Annotated in this window: 19 protein-coding genes; 10 read left to right on the forward strand and 9 right to left on the reverse strand. The window is 62.2% G+C overall.

Annotation, left to right across the window (positions count from 1 at the left end):
* Positions 1 to 208, forward strand: a 208-nt coding sequence (locus tag GPS82_RS08855) for a dienelactone hydrolase family protein (RefSeq protein ID WP_296493478.1), incomplete at its 5' end; no start/stop codon positions are given.
* Positions 209 to 259: 51 nt separating this feature from the next.
* Here the strand turns inward: GPS82_RS08855 and GPS82_RS08860 are convergent.
* The 3 genes from GPS82_RS08860 to GPS82_RS08870 are packed head-to-tail and all read right to left on the reverse strand — an operon-like array spanning position 260 to position 3,169.
* A complete protein-coding gene (locus GPS82_RS08860; RefSeq protein WP_296493481.1) occupies positions 260 to 1,117 on the reverse strand; it encodes a sulfurtransferase in 858 nt (285 codons plus the stop codon).
* Between the two features lie 17 nt (positions 1,118 to 1,134).
* Positions 1,135 to 2,022 carry a DMT family transporter gene (locus GPS82_RS08865; RefSeq protein WP_296493484.1) on the reverse strand — a complete coding sequence of 296 codons (888 nt, stop codon included), beginning with the start codon at positions 2,020 to 2,022 and terminating at the stop codon, positions 1,135 to 1,137.
* 4 nt (positions 2,023 to 2,026) lie between these two features.
* A complete protein-coding gene (locus GPS82_RS08870; protein WP_296493488.1) occupies positions 2,027 to 3,169 on the reverse strand; it encodes an aromatic ring-hydroxylating dioxygenase subunit alpha in 1,143 nt (380 codons plus the stop codon).
* A 183-nt stretch (positions 3,170 to 3,352) separates the two neighbouring features.
* Between GPS82_RS08870 and xseB the strand changes: the two genes are divergently transcribed.
* The 4 genes from xseB to GPS82_RS08890 all read left to right on the forward strand — a co-directional run bounded on the left by xseB (position 3,353) and on the right by GPS82_RS08890 (position 7,673).
* Positions 3,353 to 3,595 (forward strand): exodeoxyribonuclease VII small subunit, encoded by a 243-nt coding sequence (gene xseB / locus GPS82_RS08875; RefSeq protein ID WP_296493491.1) that lies wholly within the window; start codon positions 3,353 to 3,355, stop codon positions 3,593 to 3,595.
* Entirely contained in the window at positions 3,592 to 4,545 is a 954-nt protein-coding gene (locus GPS82_RS08880; RefSeq protein WP_296493494.1) for a polyprenyl synthetase family protein, read from the forward strand. The genes xseB and GPS82_RS08880 overlap by 4 nt, the downstream gene beginning before the upstream one ends.
* A gap of 35 nt (positions 4,546 to 4,580) precedes the next feature.
* The gene (gene dxs / locus GPS82_RS08885) at positions 4,581 to 6,449 is read left to right on the forward strand and encodes a 1-deoxy-D-xylulose-5-phosphate synthase (protein ID WP_296493497.1); all 1,869 of its coding nucleotides are present in this window, start codon (positions 4,581 to 4,583) and stop codon (positions 6,447 to 6,449) included.
* Between the two features lie 138 nt (positions 6,450 to 6,587).
* Entirely contained in the window at positions 6,588 to 7,673 is a 1,086-nt protein-coding gene (locus tag GPS82_RS08890; RefSeq protein WP_296493499.1) for a TRAP transporter substrate-binding protein, read from the forward strand.
* 66 nt (positions 7,674 to 7,739) lie between these two features.
* Here the strand turns inward: GPS82_RS08890 and GPS82_RS08895 are convergent, their stop codons facing one another.
* The 3 genes from GPS82_RS08895 to GPS82_RS08905 form a co-directional block, all read right to left on the reverse strand.
* On the reverse strand, positions 7,740 to 9,581 hold the full coding sequence (locus GPS82_RS08895) for a TRAP transporter large permease subunit (RefSeq protein WP_296493501.1): 1,842 nt from the start codon (positions 9,579 to 9,581) through the stop codon (positions 7,740 to 7,742).
* Positions 9,582 to 10,184, reverse strand: coding sequence for a TRAP transporter small permease subunit (locus tag GPS82_RS08900; protein ID WP_296493503.1), 603 nt, complete (start codon positions 10,182 to 10,184; stop codon positions 9,582 to 9,584).
* Between the two features lie 165 nt (positions 10,185 to 10,349).
* Entirely contained in the window at positions 10,350 to 11,486 is a 1,137-nt protein-coding gene (locus tag GPS82_RS08905) for a substrate-binding domain-containing protein (RefSeq protein WP_296493506.1), read from the reverse strand.
* A 98-nt stretch (positions 11,487 to 11,584) separates the two neighbouring features.
* Between GPS82_RS08905 and GPS82_RS08910 the strand changes: the two genes are divergently transcribed.
* From GPS82_RS08910 to GPS82_RS08920, 3 genes are all read left to right on the forward strand, one after another.
* Entirely contained in the window at positions 11,585 to 12,325 is a 741-nt protein-coding gene (locus GPS82_RS08910; protein WP_296493508.1) for an ABC transporter permease, read from the forward strand.
* A 26-nt stretch (positions 12,326 to 12,351) separates the two neighbouring features.
* Positions 12,352 to 13,113, forward strand: coding sequence for an ATP-binding cassette domain-containing protein (locus GPS82_RS08915; RefSeq protein WP_296493510.1), 762 nt, complete (start codon positions 12,352 to 12,354; stop codon positions 13,111 to 13,113).
* Positions 13,114 to 13,193: 80 nt separating this feature from the next.
* Positions 13,194 to 13,946, forward strand: coding sequence for an extracellular solute-binding protein (locus GPS82_RS08920; protein ID WP_296493527.1), 753 nt, complete (start codon positions 13,194 to 13,196; stop codon positions 13,944 to 13,946).
* A gap of 16 nt (positions 13,947 to 13,962) precedes the next feature.
* Here GPS82_RS08920 and GPS82_RS08925 read toward each other — a convergent pair whose 3' ends face one another.
* On the reverse strand, positions 13,963 to 14,289 hold the full coding sequence (locus GPS82_RS08925) for an AzlD domain-containing protein (RefSeq protein WP_296493513.1): 327 nt from the start codon (positions 14,287 to 14,289) through the stop codon (positions 13,963 to 13,965).
* Positions 14,286 to 14,996 (reverse strand): AzlC family ABC transporter permease, encoded by a 711-nt coding sequence (locus tag GPS82_RS08930; RefSeq protein WP_296493516.1) that lies wholly within the window; start codon positions 14,994 to 14,996, stop codon positions 14,286 to 14,288. Before GPS82_RS08930 ends, GPS82_RS08925 begins: the two co-directional genes overlap by 4 nt.
* A 133-nt stretch (positions 14,997 to 15,129) precedes the next feature.
* On the opposite strand from GPS82_RS08930, the gene elbB reads away from it, so the two are divergent.
* Together elbB and GPS82_RS08940 are read left to right on the forward strand one after the other, a co-directional pair.
* Positions 15,130 to 15,822 (forward strand): isoprenoid biosynthesis glyoxalase ElbB, encoded by a 693-nt coding sequence (gene elbB / locus GPS82_RS08935; RefSeq protein WP_296493518.1) that lies wholly within the window; start codon positions 15,130 to 15,132, stop codon positions 15,820 to 15,822.
* A complete protein-coding gene (locus tag GPS82_RS08940; RefSeq protein WP_296493521.1) occupies positions 15,819 to 16,400 on the forward strand; it encodes a TIGR00730 family Rossman fold protein in 582 nt (193 codons plus the stop codon). The genes elbB and GPS82_RS08940 overlap by 4 nt, the downstream gene beginning before the upstream one ends.
* A 37-nt stretch (positions 16,401 to 16,437) precedes the next feature.
* On the opposite strand, the gene GPS82_RS08945 is transcribed toward GPS82_RS08940, so the two are convergent.
* A partial coding sequence (locus tag GPS82_RS08945; RefSeq protein WP_296493524.1) for a TOBE domain-containing protein occupies positions 16,438 to 16,725 on the reverse strand: 288 nt, incomplete at its 5' end.

The raw sequence follows: 16,725 nt of genomic DNA on the forward strand, positions 1-16,725 counted from the left end.
CGGCATTCCGCTGACCACCGTCAACCAGATGAAAGACGCGCTGGCCGGGGCCAAGGGCAACGCCGCAGCCAAAGCGTCGGAGTTTGTGGTTTACAAGGACGCTCCGCACGCCTTCCATGCCGACTACCGCCCAAGCTACCGCAAGGAAGCCGCCGAAGATGGTTTCAAGCGCGCGCTGGCCTGGTTCGAGGCCAATGGCGTAGCCTGAAACCTTGCGGGTCAGACCACTCGCGCAGCGACGTGCTCTGACCCCAACCGATCAGCCTCGCGCGACGGGCCTGCCGGCGTCACTGCACCATTCGCTCCAGCTGCCGGCGTAGAGTGCCGAGCGGCCCAATCCCGCAATTTCCATGGCGATCAGGTTGGGCAGCGCGCTGACGCCGCTGCCGCAGTGGTGCACCACGCTGGCCGGGTCGCGGCCTGCCAGCAGGGTGTCAAATTCTGCCCTGAGCTGTGCGGCTGGCTTAAAGCAGCCATCGGCGCCGATGTTGTCGGAAAAAAGACGGTTCAGCGCGCCGGGTATGTGGCCGGCAACCGGGTCCAGCGGTTCGACTTCGCCCCTGAAGCGGGGTGCACTGCGCGCGTCCAGGATGGTTTGGCCGGGGTGCGCCAGATGTTTCAGAACTGTTTCGGTCGTGACCAGCGCCGCCCTGGACGCGGCCAAGGGGTAATCCGAGCTTTGAAGCGCTGGACCGGCACCTGATTCCGCCGCTCCACCAGCAGCCAGCCAGGCTTGCAGACCGCCGTCAAGCACCGCCGCCGCTTCATGACCGACCCATTTCAGCATCCACCACAGACGGCCAGAGTAGTTGGCGCCCTGGCGGTCATACACCACCACCTGCATGTCGGGGTGCAAACCGACGCTGCCCAGCCAGCTGGCAAAACTTTCCCGTGAGGGCAGCGGATGTCGGCCACCGCTGGCGGCATCCGGAGCACCCTTCGCACTCAGGTGCCGGTCCAGGTCGGCACGCGTGGCGCCAGAAATGTGGCTCTCCTGGTACTGCTTGTCACCGCCGGTCGGCTGCATCAGCTCGAAACTGCAGTCAAAAACCATTAGCGGCTGCTGACCGGCCATCAGGGTTTGCAGTTCGGTGGCAGAAATCAGTGTGCTGTACATGGTTGTTCCTTTGCGGGTTAATGGTCTTCTGCGGGTGTGTCAGGCAGGGCACGGGTACGCAGAATGGTGGCGGCAATGCCGCTGACCACAATCAGCGCCATGCCGGCCCAGCCCAGCAGCGGAATTTGGTCGCCAAACAGCACCAGGCTGTAAAAAGCGGCAAACACAATGCCTGCATACTGCAAATTGGCCACCAGCAGCGTAGCGCCACGGCTGTAGGCCCGCGTCATGGCCCATTGGCCCAGCGACGCCAACACGCCGATGGGAATGAGCCAGGCCGCCGCCTGCCACGTCACCTTGTCCCAGGGTGTGAACCCGTCCCAGAGCACGCCTGCCAGCCCGGCCACGGCGGTGCTGAGCGAAAAATAAAACACGGTGCGGCCCTCGGGCTCGCCCGCCTTTCCCAAGGCCGTCACCTGCATATAGGCCATGGCCGCGCCCATGCCCGAGAGCAGCCCGACCAAGCCGGCAAACAGCTGGTTTTGGTCGAGCGTCGGGCGAAGCATCATCACGACCCCGGCAAAACTGATCAGCACGGTGGCCATCAAGGGCCCCTGGCGGCTGCTCTTGCCGTACATCAGGGCGCCACCCACCACAAAAGCCGCCACCCAGACCCCGCTCATGTAGTTCAGCGTCATGGCGGTAGCCAGAGGCAAATGGGCAATTGCAAAAAACCAGGAGGCCAATGAAAACACGCCAATCACGGAACGCCAGGCGTGCATCATGGGCACCGGTGTGGCCAGCGGCGTGCGACGTGCGCGCATCACAAGTGCCATGAAGACAACGCTGACCAGGCCCCGGTAAAACACCAGCTCGGGCAGGCTGAAACTGGTTGAGGCGATCTTGATGCCGACCGCCATGGTGGCAAAAAAGAAGGAGGCCCACACCATCCAGAGCGCTTGCATGACGCTACAACCCTGCCGGACCGATTTCACGGCGGTACCAGGCGTGAAAATGCTGCATGCCGTCTTCCATCGGGCTCTGGTAGGGGCCGACCTCGTTGTCACCACGGGCGAGCAGCGCCTTGCGACCGGCATCCATGCGCTCGCCAATTTCGTCGTCCTCGATGCAGGTCTCCATGTAGGCTGCCTGCTGGCTCTCGACAAGTTCGCGCTCGAACGCGGCGATTTCTTCGGGGTAGAAGAATTCCACCTGGTTCAGCGTCTTGTCGGGCCCCATCGGGTGCAGGGTGGACACCGTGAGCACATGCGGGTACCACTCGACCATGATGTGCGGGTAGTAGGTGAGCCAGATCGCGCCGCGTTCGGGCAACGCGCCGTCGCGGAATTTCAGCAGCGCGTCGTGCCAGCGCCGATAAACCGGGGACCCCGGCTTGTCAAAGGCCTTGGAAACGCCCACGGTCTGCACTGAGAACTGCTCGTCAAACTGCCAGCGCAGGTCGTCGCAGGTGACAAAGTGGCCCAGACCCGGGTGAAACGGGCCCACGTGGTAGTCCTCCAGATAGACCTCGATGAAGGTTTTCCAGTTGTAGTTGCATTCGTGCAACTCGACCTTGTCAAGCACATAGCCAGAAAAGTCGAGCGCCGCCTGCTCGCCCATGCCCGCCAGATCGGCGGCAATGTCGCGGCCGTTGTCCTCGAACAGTAGGCCGTTCCATTGGCGCAGCGGGTAGTTACCCAGGTTCAGGCAGGGGTCGGTGGGGAAGTGCGGCGCGCCCATCAGCTTGCCAGCGGGCACCTGGCCGGCGGCGTCTCCGGCACTGTAGGTCCAGCGGTGGATCGGGCAGACGATGTTGCCCGCCGCTGTGTTTTGCAGCGAGCCGCGTCCCTTGAGCATCAGGGCCTGGCGGTGGCGGCAGACGTTGGAGATCAGCTCGATGCCGCTGGGCGTGTGCACCAGCGCGCGGCCCTCGCCCTCATGCGCCAACGTGGCGTAGTCGCCCACGCCGGGCACACTGGCAACGTGACCCACATAGCGTGGTCCCCGCTGGAACAGGGTTTGCAATTCGCGCTGGTAAAGCGCGGGATCGAAATAGCTTGAAACTGGTAGTTGGCCGTTGGCCTGCTGCAGTTGAAGACTTAAATCAGACATCGGGTCCTGACCTAAAGACTCCCCACAGGGAGATGCGCGGGCGACGTGAATCGTGCGCGAGACAAAGAATCCAGCCGGGGCTGGCGCAATCAGCGCAAATTGTACCTTTGCGGTCGGGGTCGGCCGCTCTCCGGCAACAAAGCCTAAAATCCCGTTCTTTTGTATCCGGGAGAGTTGCGTTTTATGGTTACTGCCGCCAAACACGGAGCTGCCGCGCCCGCGCACTATGAGGCCGCGTTGCAGGAACTTGAGCAACTGGTGGCCAGGCTGGAGTCTGGCGACATGCCCCTGGAGCAGCTTCTCACGCAATATCAGCGCGGCGCCGAACTGTTGAAGTTTTGCCGCGACCGGCTGGCCGCCGTGGAAGACCAAATCAAGGTGCTTGACCAGGGCGCTCTCAGGACATGGACCAGTGAAGCAGCATGACCGACAACTTTGACCTGAATCACTGGTGCGACCTCCATCTGGCGCGCGTCGAACAGGCGCTGGACAACTGGGTGAGCGTGGATGCTTCAGTCGATCAGGGGCATGCCGCGCCAGCCGAGTTGATGCAGGCCATGCGTTATGCGGTGCTGGATGGCGGCAAACGCTTGCGGCCCTTGCTGGTGTTCGCGGCCTTTGAGGCGGTCAGCAGCGCGTCGACCCCGGCCAGGGTGCCCGCTGCGACGGATGCTGCTGAAGCGGCGTTGCGTGCCGCCTGTGCCGTCGAACTGATCCACGCTTATTCATTGGTGCACGATGACATGCCGTGTATGGACAACGACGTGTTGCGCCGGGGCAAGCCCACCGTGCATGTGCAGTTTGGCTCGGCCAGCGCCCTGCTGGCGGGCGATGCGCTGCAGGCCCTGGCGTTCGAGTTGCTGACCCCCGATGCCTCTGTGGTGCCTGAGGGCCGTCAGGCTCGCTTGTGCCGTTTGCTGGCGCGTGCCGCGGGTTGTTCCGGCATGGCTGGTGGCCAGGCCATTGACCTCGCCAGCGTCGGGCGGGTCTTGACAGAAGAACAGTTGCGGCAGATGCATCAGCTTAAAACAGGTGCCCTGCTGCAGGCCAGCGTCATGATGGGCGCAGCTTGTGGTGACGCCAGCGCGCAGGCCGGGCAAGCCTTGCAGGCCTATGGCGCCGCCATTGGGCTGGCGTTTCAGGTGGTCGATGACATTCTGGACGTTACTGCAGATTCCGCCACGCTGGGCAAAACCGCGGGCAAGGATCAAGCCCAGGAAAAGCCAACTTATGTATCGCTGATGGGGCTGGAGTCGGCCCGCCGGTACGCGCAAACCTTGTATGACCAGGCCATGGCGGCGCTGGCGTTCAGTGGTTTGCCAAACACGCGTGCGCTACAGGGGCTGGCAAGCCTTGTGGTGCAGCGCTCCAACTGATGCACTGCCCGCTGTCAAAATCAGAACTTATGTTGATGAACAACCCTCACCCCTTGTTGCAAACCATCCATGCTCCTGCCGACCTGCGGCATTTGCCGCGTGAGCAACTCGACACACTGGCCACAGAACTGCGCGCCTTTTTGCTGGAAAGCGTGTCCAAGACCGGCGGCCACCTGAGCTCCAACCTGGGCACGGTTGAACTCACGGTGGCCCTTCACTACGTCTTCAACACGCCGTATGACCGGGTGGTCTGGGACGTGGGGCACCAGACCTACCCGCACAAAATCCTGACCGGGCGGCGTGATCGCATGGCCACGCTGCGCCAGTTGGGCGGCCTGAGCGGTTTCCCGCAGCGCGCCGAGAGCGAATTTGACGCTTTTGGCACGGCACACTCCAGCACCTCGATCTCGGCCGCCCTCGGCATGGCCATGGCATCGCGCCTCAAGGGTGAAGACCGGCACGCGATTGCCGTGATTGGCGATGGCGCCATGACCGCCGGCATGGCTTTTGAAGCCATGAACAATGCCGGTGTCTCGGACTGCAATCTGCTGGTGATCCTGAACGACAACGACATGTCGATCAGTCCGCCCGTGGGTGCGCTCAACCGTTATCTGGCCAAGCTGCTCAGCGGCCAGTTTTATGCCACCGCCAAAAGCGCCAGCAAAAACGTGCTGCGTGGCGCGCCGCCGCTGCTCGAACTGGCACGCCGCATTGAGGAAACAGCCAAGGGCATGGTGAGCCGGGTCACGCTGTTTGAGAAATTTGGTTTTAACTACGTGGGTCCGATTGACGGCCACGACGTGCAGACTCTGGTGTCGGTGCTGGAAAACATCAAGCACCTCAAGGGGCCGCAGTTCTTGCACGTGGTCACCAAAAAGGGCCAAGGCTACAAGCTGGCCGAGGCCGACCCGGTGGCCTACCACGGCCCCGGCAAGTTTGACCCGGCCGTCGGCCTGCAAACACCCGCCTCCGTCAGCAAGCCCACCTTTACCCAGGTGTTTGGCGAATGGTTGTGCGACATGGCCGCCGCTGACGACCGGCTGGTGGGGATCACGCCGGCCATGCGTGAGGGCTCGGGCATGGTGGCTTTTGAGCAGCGTTTTCCGCACCGCTATTTTGATGTCGGTATTGCCGAGCAGCACGCGGTGACCTTCGCCGCCGGGCTGGCCTGCGAGGGCCTGAAGCCTGTGGTGGCGATCTATTCCACCTTTTTGCAGCGCGGCTACGACCAGTTGATTCACGACGTGGCCATCCAGAATCTGCCGGTGGTGTTTGCGTTGGACCGTGCCGGGCTGGTGGGGGCCGATGGGGCCACCCACGCCGGTGCCTATGACATTGCCTACCTGCGCTGCATCCCCAACATCAGCGTGGCCTGCCCGGCTGATGAAAACGAGTGTCGCCAGCTGCTCAACACCGCCTATGCCCAGAGCACGCCGGTGGCCGTGCGTTACCCGCGTGGTGTGGGCGCGGGTGTGGCGGTCAACCGCTCGCTTGACGCGCTGCCGTTTGGCAAGGGTGAAATCTCCCGCAGCGGCCGGCGCGTGGCTATTTTGGCCTTTGGCACGCTGCTGTACCCGGCGCTTGATGCCGCGCAAGCCCTGGATGCCACGGTGGTCAACATGCGCTGGGCCAAGCCGCTCGATGTCGACCTGCTGCTGCAGGTGGCCGCCGGCCACGAGGCCCTGGTCACCTTGGAAGAGGGCGCCATCATGGGAGGCGCCGGCAGCGCGGTGCTGGAAGCGCTGGCTGCTGCCGGTATCACCCGGCCCGTGCTGCAGTTGGGTCTGCGTGACGCTTTTATCGAGCATGGCGACCCGGCCAAATTGCTGGCCCTGGAGGGCTTGGACGCCCCCGGCATCGAAGCTGCTATTCGCGCTCGCCTTGCGTTGGCGCAAGCTATGTGAAAGCAGCAAGCCTTTTTAAGGGTAAACCCAGCCGTTTGTCCGGGGCCCGCTTCTTAGAATATCAGGTGACCCTTATTCGCCAAGGTCATGTTCACAGACATGACGGCTCTTTCAATCCACAACAGCAGGAGTAATTCAATGGATCGTCGTTCGCTCATCAAAAACGCAGGTATCGCCGGTGTTCTGGCAGCGGGTGCTGCACCCGCCGTGCATGCCCAGGGGGCCAATGTGCGCTGGCGCCTTGCGTCGAGCTTTCCCAAGTCGCTGGCCACCATTTTTGGCAGCGCCGAGATGTTTGCCAAGACCGTCAAGACGCTTTCTGGCGGCAAGTTTGAAGTGTCGGTGCATGCCGCTGGCGAGCTGATGCCCGCGTTTGGCGTGGTTGACGGCATTCAGAACGGCACCGTCGAGATGGCGCAGACGGCGTCCTACTATTTCACTGGCAAAGACGCCATTTTTGCCTTCGGCTGCGCCGTGCCTTTCGGTCTGACCGCGCGCCAGATGGACGCCTGGATGGAGCATGGCAACGGCCGCAAGCTGATGGACGAGTTTTATGCCCAATACAACATCAAGAGCCGCAGCGCGGGCAACACCGGCACCCAGATGGGCGGCTGGTACCGCAAGGAAATCAAGTCGGTCAAAGACCTCAAGGGTCTGAAAATGCGCATGGGTGGCGGCCTGTTTGGCGAGGCCATGCAAAAGCTCGGCGTGGTGTCGCAGAACATGCCCGCCGGTGAGGTCTACCAAGCGCTTGAAAAAGGCACGCTCGACGCCACCGAGTTCGTCGGCCCTTACGATGACCAGAAGCTTGGCTTCAACAAGGTCGCCCCTTTTTATTACTATCCCGGCTGGTGGGAAGGTGGCGCCGAACTGGGCTTTTTCATCAACACCAAGGCCTATGCGGCGCTGTCGCCCGAATACCAGGCCATGGTGGACGTCGCCACCGCCATAGCGGCCCGCGACATGACGGCCAAGTACGATGCCTACAACCCGATCGCTTTGAAAAGCCTGGTGGCTGCCAAGACCCAGCTCAAGCCATTCCCCAAGGACATCATGGATGCCGGCTTCAAGGCATCGATGGAAGTGTTTGCCGAGCACGAAGCCAAGTCGCCTGAATTCAAGAAGATCCACCAGGACATGCGCGCCTTCCAGCGTGACCAGCTCCTGTGGCTGCGTTTCTCGGAATTGCGCTTTGACAACTACATGACAACGGCCAAGATTTAAGCGCCTGAATCACAAGCTTTCTGGTCGCGCCCCGGACACCCATGGTGTGTCCGGGGCGTTTTCCATTCAGGGCTTGGCTTTTTTGGCGTCCCTTGCGATGGCCTCTTGCATCGCCTTCATGGGGTCTTCCTCCTGCACGGGCATTGCCGGTGTTTCCAGGGCTGGCGCGGCGCTGTCGGTTTCCTGCCCCGCATCGGCCGGTTGCTCCTCCATGCCATCCATGGGCTGCGCGTCAAGCATCTGCAACTGTTCCATCACGGCAGCGTCGCTCAAACCCTTGTCTTTGGACATGTTGCCCACCACCAGCGACGGAAAGGCCATGATGGCCGCCACCATCATGATTTGCAGCACGATGAATGCGATGGAGCCCTTGTAGATTTCGTTGGTGCTCACGGCCTTGATGGTCTGGCCGGTCACGCGGTCTTTGTAGTCGAACTTGGCGGCCACGCTGCGCAGGTAAAACAGCGCAAAGCCAAAAGGCGGCGTCAGGAAAGAGGTTTGCAGGTTCATCGCGATGATCACGCCGAACCAGATCATGGCCATGTCAGGGGTCATGCCGGGCACCAGCCCGGGCAGGATTTTCTCGGCCACCGGGGCCAGCAAGGGCAGCACGATGAAGGCGATCTCAAAGAAGTCGATGAACATGCCCAGCACAAAGACCAAAATGTTTACCACGATCAAAAACCCCCAGCCGCCGCCCGGCATGTCGGTAAACAGGTGTTCGACCCAGATGTGGCCGTCGGCGGCGTTGAAGGTGAAGCTGAACACGGTCGAGCCGATCAGGATGAACATCACGAAGGTGGCCAGTTTGGCGGTGCTTTCCAGGGCCTGGCTGAGCAGCGGCATGGACAGGCGTTGCTTGCCGATGGCCAGGATCAAGGCGCCCAGGGCCCCCATAGCGCCACCCTCGGTGGGTGTGGCCACCCCCAGAAAAATGGTGCCCAGCACCAAAAAGATCAGAATCAGCGGCGGCATCAGCACAAACGTGACCTGCTCGGCCAGGCGCGACAGCAGGCCGAGCCGGGTGACGCGGTTGACAAGCGCCAGCACCAGGCCGGTGATGGACGCCAGCGTCAGCGTCATGATGACGATTTCGTCACCTGCTGCAGGCATGCTGCGCTCCAGCCAGCGCGTCATCAGGGTGTCATGGACCTGAGCCCAGCTCCAGCCCACCGCCGCACAAATGAGGACCAGCACCAGCAACGACTTGTGGCCCGAGTTGCCGCTGGGTTCGCGGTAAATGCGGGCTTCCTGCGGCAAAGCAGGCACCCAGCCCGGCTTCACCAGCGCCACGATCACCACGAACAGGATGTACAGCCCCACCAGCAGCAGGCCGGGCAACAGGGCGCCGGCATACATGTCGCCCACCGAGCGGCCCAACTGGTCGGCCAGCACGATCAGCACCAGCGATGGCGGTATCGCCTGCGCCAGCGTGCCAGAGGCGGTGATGGCGCCAGTGGCAATGGACCGGTTGTAGCCGTAGCGCAGCATGATGGGCAAAGAGATCAGCCCCATGGAAATCACCGCTGCCGCCACCACGCCAGTGGTGGCCGCCAGCAGCGCACCGACCAAAATGACGGCAATAGCCAGGCCACCGCGCAGAGGGCCAAAAACCTGGCCCACGGTCTCAAGCAAGTCCTCGGCCATGCCCGAGCGTTCCAGAATGATGCCCATGAAGGTGAAAAACGGGATCGCCAGCAGCGTGTCGTTTTGCATGATGCCGAAAATACGCAGCGGCAGGGCCTGAAACAGTGAGGCCGGGAAAATGCCGGCCTCCATGCCGATGAAGCCAAAGCCCAGGCCGGTGGCGGCCAGGGCGAAAGCGACGGGGAAACCGGTCAGCAAAAAGGCCAGCAGCCCGCAGAACATGAGCGGCACAAATTGCTGTGCCAGAAAGGTGGTTTGCATTCAGTTGCCCTCTGCCAGTTTGCGCGCGACGATGGCTTCGAGTTCTTCGAGGTGTTTTTCTTCGTCGGATTTGGTCACTTCATGCGACAGTACGTCAGGCCCCTGACCTTTGAGGAAGGCAATGCGTTTGATCAGTTCTGACACGCCTTGCAGCGCCAGCAGCGCAAAACCCAGTGGAATCAGGCCATAGGCGGGCCAGCGGATCAGGCCCCCGGGGTTTTGCGACATTTCGCCGGTGATCAGGGCATTGGTGAAGAGCGGCCAGCTCAGCGTGATGGAGAGGGCACAAAAGGGAAACAGCACGGCAATGATGCCGACCACATCAATCCAGTTGCGGGTGCGCGCGCTGAGCTTGCCGGCGACAAAGTCAATTCGAACGTGCGAATTTTTCAGAAAACCATAACCGGCACCCATCAGGAAGACCGCGGCAAACAGGTACCACTGGATTTCCAGCAGGCCGTTGGAGCTGACGTTGAAAATTTTACGCACGATGGCGTTGCCCGCGCTGATCAGGGTGGTGGCAAGAATCAGCCACATGGTGACTTTGCCGATCCAGGTGCTGATGCCGTCGATCAGCCGGGACAGCGCGAGAAATGAGGTCATGGTGTCTCCATCATGTGAATGTCACGCAGGTCAACCACGGTGGTGGTGATGTGCGCCATGAAAGACGCCGGGGCTCGGCGTTGAGAGTTGAGGTCTTGCATGCCCAATTTTAGGGGAAGGCGCAAAATTTTCTTCGCAGCCACGATCTTGTTGCCGCCGTGCCCGTTAGCCTGCTGCGGGGATCTTGTCACGCCGGTAGTCCCACCACGGCAAGACCTGACGCATGGACAACACCTGGCCACTTTGCCGCGCTGAATAACCAGGGATTTGGTTGATCTGGTTTTGCCACTGGGGTGTCTGCAGCAGATGCAGCAAGGCCGCGATGCCGGGTTGCGCCAGCGCTGACTTCAGGCAGACCAGGTGATAACGTTCCTCTGCCAGCGGCACGAAGTCAAGCCCGGCCTGCTGAGCGGCAGCGGCGATGCCCAGGCCGACGTCGCATTGGCCGGCCGCCACTGCGTGTGCCACGGCGGCGTGTGACGACTCGGTGTGTGCATTCGCATTGAAGTCGCGGTTGCTCAGGCCGGCAAGCGCCAGCAACTCGTCAAACACCACGCGCGTGCCGCTGCCCAGCGTGCGGTTGGCAAAATGGGCACGGTGCTGGACCACATCGGGCAAGCTGTGCAAGCCCAGCGGATTGCCACGGGCCACCATCAAGCCCTGGGTGCGCCTGGCAAAGCCGATGATCTTGTGCCGACCCGGTTGCAACAGCGGTTTGTAGGTGCGCTCGGTCAGTGTTTTTTTACCCGTGTCCAGCAGCGTGTGAAAGCCGGCCATCACGCAGCGCCCTTCGTTCAGGGCACGGATGGCATCGACGCTGCCGGTAAAGCGGATGTCAAGGTGCAATTTTTGAGGCTCTGGCCGGCCCACGTCCATGTTGTTGACCTGCAGGGCAAATTCACGCAAACGAGACAGCGCGTCGTCATGGCTGGCATAAAGCGTGACCACATGAAAGCTGTTGTCAAAGGCCAGCGCGTAACTGCGCTCCAATTCGGCGCGCAAAGCCTCGATCTGGGGAGACAGACGGGCCTGCGCCTGGCGTTCGGCCCACATCAATTTGGATGCAAATTCGGTCAGGCGGGCACTTTGGCCCTTCTCCCAGACCACCAATTCGTTGCCCAAGTCATTTTCCCAGCGCTTGAGCTCGCCCCAGACATGGCGGTAGCTCAAGCCCAGCGCACGGGCGCCGCCCGAAATGGAGCCCTGGCTGCTGACCGCCTGCAGCAAATCAATCAGGGGGTTGCGCACCAGTGCCGGACTGCTGTCTTTGGAGAGGGTGTAGTGGAGTTGAAGCCTATGCACGATGGTTCATATCGCCAGGTTTTAGATCGGTGGCTACGATAGCTTAAACCATAACCCGAAGCGCCACGATGGCGTCTGCCCGGCCAAAGACGCATGACATGACCACCTTTACCGACAGCGCCTTGACGGCACTGCAACTCATCACCGCGCTGGACGCCGAACTGCTCACAATTGTGGGCCGCTCGTTGGCCGTGAGCGCCACCGCCTGCGCCCTGGCCTGCAGCCTCGGGCTGGTGCTGGGGGCCTGGCTGGGCGTGGCCCGCTTTGCCGGGCGTGGCGCCGTGCTCACGTTGCTCAACACCTTTTTGGCGGTGCCCTCGGTGGTGGTGGGGCTGGTGATTTACCTGTTGTTGTCCCGCTCCGGGCCGCTGGGCTTTTTGGGTTGGTTGTTCAGCTTCAAGGCCATGGTGATTGCCCAGGCGGTGCTGGTGCTGCCGGTGGTCACCGCCCTCACGCGCCAGGCTGTTGAAGACGCTGAGGGTTTGCATGGCGAGCAATTGCAGTCATTGGGAGCCCGGCCGCTGATGCGCAGCCTGTTGCTGGCGTGGGACGAGCGTTATGCCTTGCTCACGGTGCTGATTGCGTCCTTTGGCCGCGCCGTGTCGGAGGTGGGCGCCGTGATGATTGTGGGCGGCAACATTGAAGGATTCACCCGTGTCATGACGACGGCCATTGCGCTGGAAACCAGCAAAGGCAACCTGCCGCTGGCGCTGGGGCTGGGGTTGATCTTGCTTGGCGTGGTGTTGCTGCTCAATGTGTTGATTGCGCTGGTGCGGCGTTGGCGTGAACATCAGGAGTCTGGTGTCGCTCCTGCTTTCCCGTTGGGGGCGTCGATTTGAAGGCAGAAAGTTTGATCGACATGCACATGAGCGATGCAGCAAACCCCGGGGTCTCTTTCCAGTCGCCTGCGGTGCCCGTGTTTGAGGTGTGCTCTGCCAGTGTGCATTTTGGGCCGGCCACGCGCGCGGTGCGTGCCCTGTCTGAGGTGAGTTTGACGATCACGGCGGGCGAGCGCGTGGCGCTGGTGGGGGCCAATGGCTGTGGCAAGAGCACGCTGCTGCGTTTGCTGCATGGGCTTGCGGCGCCCACAACCGGCCTCATGCGCAGTGCCCTTCATTTGCGGCAAGCCATGCTGTTTCAAAAGCCGCACTTGATGCGCTTGTCGGTGCAGGCCAATATCGCGCTGGGGCTGTGGTTGCGCGGCATGCCGTGGGCGCACGCCAAAGCACAGGCCCTGGCGGCGCTGGCCCGTGTGGGTTTGGCAGAGCTGGCGAAGCGCAGTGGTCGACAGCTTTCCGGCGGTCAGCAGCAGCGGGTGGCGATGGCGCGCGCCTGGGCCCTGCAGCCCCAGGTACTGCTGCTCGATGAGCCCACAGCCAGCCTGGACCCGCATGCCAAACGTGAGGTGGAGGCTTTGATCGAAGAATTTGCCAGCGGGCCGGAGGCCATGACGCTGATCTTTGCCAGCCACAACCTGGGCCAGGTCAAGCGCCTGGCGAGCCGGGTGATTTACCTGGAGCAGGGACGGGTGCTGGCCGATTTGCCGGTGGCAGATTTTTTTGGCGGGCCCTTGCTGCAACAGCAGTACCCGGCGGCGCATTTGTTTGTCAAAGGCGAACTGGTATGAAAACCGTGAAAGCTTGTGTGTCTATTAAACCTCTGAGCAAGGTCAAGCTGGCTCTGGTCGCCACGTCCCTGCTCGTGTCGATGGGCGTCTCGGCGCAGTCCATTGTGGTGGCGTCTACCACCTCCACCGAGCAGTCCGGGTTGTTTTCCGTGCTGCTGCCCGAATTCAAAAAAGCCAGTGGCATCGACGTGAAGGTGGTGGCCTTGGGCACCGGCCAGGCCATTGACATGGGCCGCAGGGGCGATGCCGACGCGCTGTTTGTGCATGACAAAGTGGCCGAGGAAAAAGTGGTGGCCGAGGGCTTTGCCGTCAAGCGCCTGGAGGTCATGTACAACGACTTTGTGCTGGTCGGCCCCGCCAGTGATCCGCTCAAGCTCAAGGGCAATGACGTGGTTGAAGCCCTCAAAAAGATATCTGCTGCCAACGGCCCGTTCATTTCACGCGGCGACAAAAGCGGCACCCACGCCGCCGAATTGCGCTTCTGGCAAATGGCTAACTTGGCCGACAAGCAGGGCAGCGGCTACAAGGCCTGCGGCTGTGGCATGGGCCCGGCGCTCAACATGGCATCCAGCTCAGGAGCCTATGCGCTCACCGACCGCGGCACCTGGCTCAACTTCAAGAACCGGGGCGACCTGAAAGTGCTGGTCGAGGGCGACCAGCGCCTCTTCAACCAATACGGCGTGCTGCTGGTGAATCCGGCCAAACACCCGCATGTGAAAGCGGCTGAGGGCCAGAAGTTTGTCGACTGGGTCACCGGCAGCGCCGGGCAGGGTGTGATTGCCAGCTACAAGATTGGCGGCGAACAGCTGTTTTTCCCGAATGCGGTCAGGTGAATGCCGGCTCGGGTTCTCACGGGCCCCAGTTGCGCAGCAGCACATACAGCGCCGTGCCCGCCAAAATGCTCAGCAGCGGGTGTTTTTTCCACCACTGCAGGGCCAGCACGGTGAGCACCGCCACGGCTTCGGCCCAGGGGCCAGACGGGTTGTCACGGGCATGGCCGACCAGCGTGTGCAACAGCAAAAGCGTCATGATGGCCAGCGGCAAAAAGCGTCCCAGTTGTTGCACCAGCGGGTGACTTTGCAGAAAGCGGGCGGCCAGAAATGGCAGTGCGCGCAGGGCAAAGGTGACTACGGCCATGGCGGCGATCGCGCCGATGGCGTAAGGAATGTCGATCATGGCATCGGCTCCTTGGCGCCCGGCGGGTGCCAGACCATTCCGGCCAGCACACTGAGGCCGATGGCAATCAACAGCGCCTGTTGCGGCATCAGCGCCCAGGCCACGGCGTAACTCACGACCGCCACCCACAGAGGTGCGGCCGAATCGGCGCTGCGCCATTGTTCAACCGCCAGCACGGCAAACAGCGCCGCCAGCGCAAAGTCCAACCCTGTCAATGCAATTTGCGCCTGCGCCCCGATCAGCGCGCCCAGCAGCGTGCCCAGCACCCACCAACCCTGGTTGAGCAGCGCCACCGCTACCATTTGGCGTGTGCTGGTGCCAGGTGGCAGCGTGGTCAGCACCGAGTAGGTTTCATCGGTGAGCGCAAACACCAGGTACCAGCGCGCCATAGGCTGTTTGGGCAGTTTGTCGAGCAGCGACAGGCCGTAAAAGATATGGCGCAAGTTCACCACCAGCGTGGCCACGGCAATGGACGCCAGCGGCAGACCCGCCGCCAGCATCGGCACCATCATGAACTGCGCGGCACCGGCAAACACCAGAACGCTGGCGGTGACCGCCAGCCACCAGGGCGCACCCGCCTGCACAAACAAAAACCCGAACACCATGCCCAGCGGCACATAGCCCATGGCCACGGGGACTGAAAGTGAAAGAACGGAAATGTGCGGCGACTGTGGATCAGGCGTCGGTAGAAAAGGGGTGGTGGGCATGAAACGAGCGAGGTGGCGGCAAATGGCGTGCAATGGCGGATGCCATGATTGTGACAGTCAGTGCCTTGGCCGCGCCGACTTGTGCCGACCTGGCAGGGCGCGGGATAATTCCTCAAAATCACCGGAGATATCCATGCCAAACACCCAAAAATCCCCCAAAGTTGCCGTTTTGCTTTCAGGTTGCGGGCATCTTGATGGCGCTGAAGTGCGCGAATCGGTGCTGGCCCTGCTGGCGCTCGACCAGCAGGGCGCCACAGTGCAGTGCATCGCGCCCAATGCGCCGCAGTTTCATGTGGTCAATCACGTCACCGGCGAGCCGGTGGCGGGTGCCGCCCGCAACATCCTGGAGGAGTCAAGTCGCATTGCCCGCCTGGGACAATGCCTGGACCTGGCACAAGCCAAAGTGGCCGACTATGACGCGCTGGTAATGCCGGGTGGTTACGGTGTTGCCAAGAACCATTGCAGCTTTGCCTTCAAGGGCGCCGAGGCGGATGTGCGGCCCGATGTGGCGGCGTTCATCCGGGGATTTTTTGACGCCAAGAAGCCGGTCGGTGCAATTTGCATTGCGCCGGCGCTGGTGGCGTTGGCGCTGCACCAGGCCCATGACAGCGCGACGCTCACGCTCGGCAATGACGCGGGTTGCGCTGCTGCCCTGGGGCAGCTCGGCCAGGTCAACCAAAGCACGCCCAATGCCACAGAAATCGTGATTGACGAGGCGCACAAGCTCATCACCACGCCAGCCTACATGTTTGACGACGCGCGCCTGGGCGATGTGTGGACGGGTATCGAGCGCTGCGTGGCCGAAGTGCTCAAGCGCGTGCCATGAAGGCCATTTGTGTTTATTGCGGCTCCAGCCCGGGCCGGCTTGAGGTCTATGCCAGCGCCGCGCGTGCGCTGGGTCAGGCGCTGGTGGCGCGCGACCTGGGGCTGGTTTATGGCGGTGCCAGCATTGGCCTGATGGGGCTGGTTGCCGACACTGTGCTGCAACTTGGCGGCCGCGTCGTGGGCGTGATCCCGAAAGGCCTGGCGCGCAAGGAAGTGGTGCACCGGCAGCTGAGCGAGCTCCATGTAACCCAGTCCATGCACGAGCGCAAAACCCTCATGGCCGAACTTTCTGATGGCTTCATCGCCATGCCAGGCGGTATCGGAACCTTTGAGGAGATTTTTGAAATCTGGACCTGGGCCCAGCTTGGCATTCATGCCAAGCCCTGCGGTTTGCTGAACGTGGCGGGCTACTACGATGCGCTGACCACTTTTCTGGATCACGCGGCCGCTGAGCAGTTTCTCAAGCTGCCGCACCGCTCCATGTTGATCGTCGAGCAGGCGCCAGATGTGCTGCTGGACCGGTTTGCCAGCTACCAGCCGCCAAGTGTGCGGAGGTGGCTGGACGCGGACGAATCCTGACGCGGTGATGGTTTATCTTTGTCTGCGTGTCAGGGTTTCATTCCATCAGCGCCACTGACTTGATCAAGGCAAACGCCTGCATGCCGGGCTTCAATGCCAGTGCCTGGCAGGAATAGGCAGTAATTTCTGCCAGCAACTGCTGGCCGTCGGCAAGAAGGCAGACCACGGTGACGCGGCCCAGGGCACCCGGGTGAAGGGCTGTGATGGTGATGGGCAACTGGTTCAAGATGCTCAGACCCTGAGGCTGCACCGTGGCCAAGCTCACGTTGCGCGCCAGCACGCGCAGGCGCGAAGCGGACGGGTTGGCGCCGGGCGGAAGGCTCAA

Origin of the sequence: Rhodoferax sp., assembly GCF_011391645.1 — a bacterium.
Classification (GTDB): domain Bacteria; phylum Pseudomonadota; class Gammaproteobacteria; order Burkholderiales; family Burkholderiaceae_C; genus Rhodoferax.

Excerpts from the sequence above, each read along its gene's own strand:
- GPS82_RS08880 (WP_296493494.1), top strand. The coding sequence starts at position 3,592 with ATGACCGACAACTTTGACCTGAATCACTGGTGCGACCTCCATCTGGCG.
- dxs (WP_296493497.1), top strand. The coding sequence starts at position 4,581 with ATGAACAACCCTCACCCCTTGTTGCAAACCATCCATGCTCCTGCCGAC.
- GPS82_RS08940 (WP_296493521.1), top strand. The coding sequence starts at position 15,819 with ATGAAGGCCATTTGTGTTTATTGCGGCTCCAGCCCGGGCCGGCTTGAG.
- GPS82_RS08915 (WP_296493510.1), top strand. The coding sequence starts at position 12,352 with ATGAGCGATGCAGCAAACCCCGGGGTCTCTTTCCAGTCGCCTGCGGTG.
- GPS82_RS08925 (WP_296493513.1), bottom strand. The coding sequence starts at position 14,289 with ATGATCGACATTCCTTACGCCATCGGCGCGATCGCCGCCATGGCCGTA.
- elbB (WP_296493518.1), top strand. The coding sequence starts at position 15,130 with ATGCCAAACACCCAAAAATCCCCCAAAGTTGCCGTTTTGCTTTCAGGT.
- GPS82_RS08870 (WP_296493488.1), bottom strand. The coding sequence starts at position 3,169 with ATGTCTGATTTAAGTCTTCAACTGCAGCAGGCCAACGGCCAACTACCA.
- GPS82_RS08900 (WP_296493503.1), bottom strand. The coding sequence starts at position 10,184 with ATGACCTCATTTCTCGCGCTGTCCCGGCTGATCGACGGCATCAGCACC.
- GPS82_RS08920 (WP_296493527.1), top strand. The coding sequence starts at position 13,194 with ATGGGCGTCTCGGCGCAGTCCATTGTGGTGGCGTCTACCACCTCCACC.
- GPS82_RS08860 (WP_296493481.1), bottom strand. The coding sequence starts at position 1,117 with ATGTACAGCACACTGATTTCTGCCACCGAACTGCAAACCCTGATGGCC.
- GPS82_RS08910 (WP_296493508.1), top strand. The coding sequence starts at position 11,585 with ATGACCACCTTTACCGACAGCGCCTTGACGGCACTGCAACTCATCACC.
- GPS82_RS08930 (WP_296493516.1), bottom strand. The coding sequence starts at position 14,996 with ATGCCCACCACCCCTTTTCTACCGACGCCTGATCCACAGTCGCCGCAC.
- xseB (WP_296493491.1), top strand. The coding sequence starts at position 3,353 with ATGGTTACTGCCGCCAAACACGGAGCTGCCGCGCCCGCGCACTATGAG.
- GPS82_RS08890 (WP_296493499.1), top strand. The coding sequence starts at position 6,588 with ATGGATCGTCGTTCGCTCATCAAAAACGCAGGTATCGCCGGTGTTCTG.
- GPS82_RS08895 (WP_296493501.1), bottom strand. The coding sequence starts at position 9,581 with ATGCAAACCACCTTTCTGGCACAGCAATTTGTGCCGCTCATGTTCTGC.
- GPS82_RS08865 (WP_296493484.1), bottom strand. The coding sequence starts at position 2,022 with ATGCAAGCGCTCTGGATGGTGTGGGCCTCCTTCTTTTTTGCCACCATG.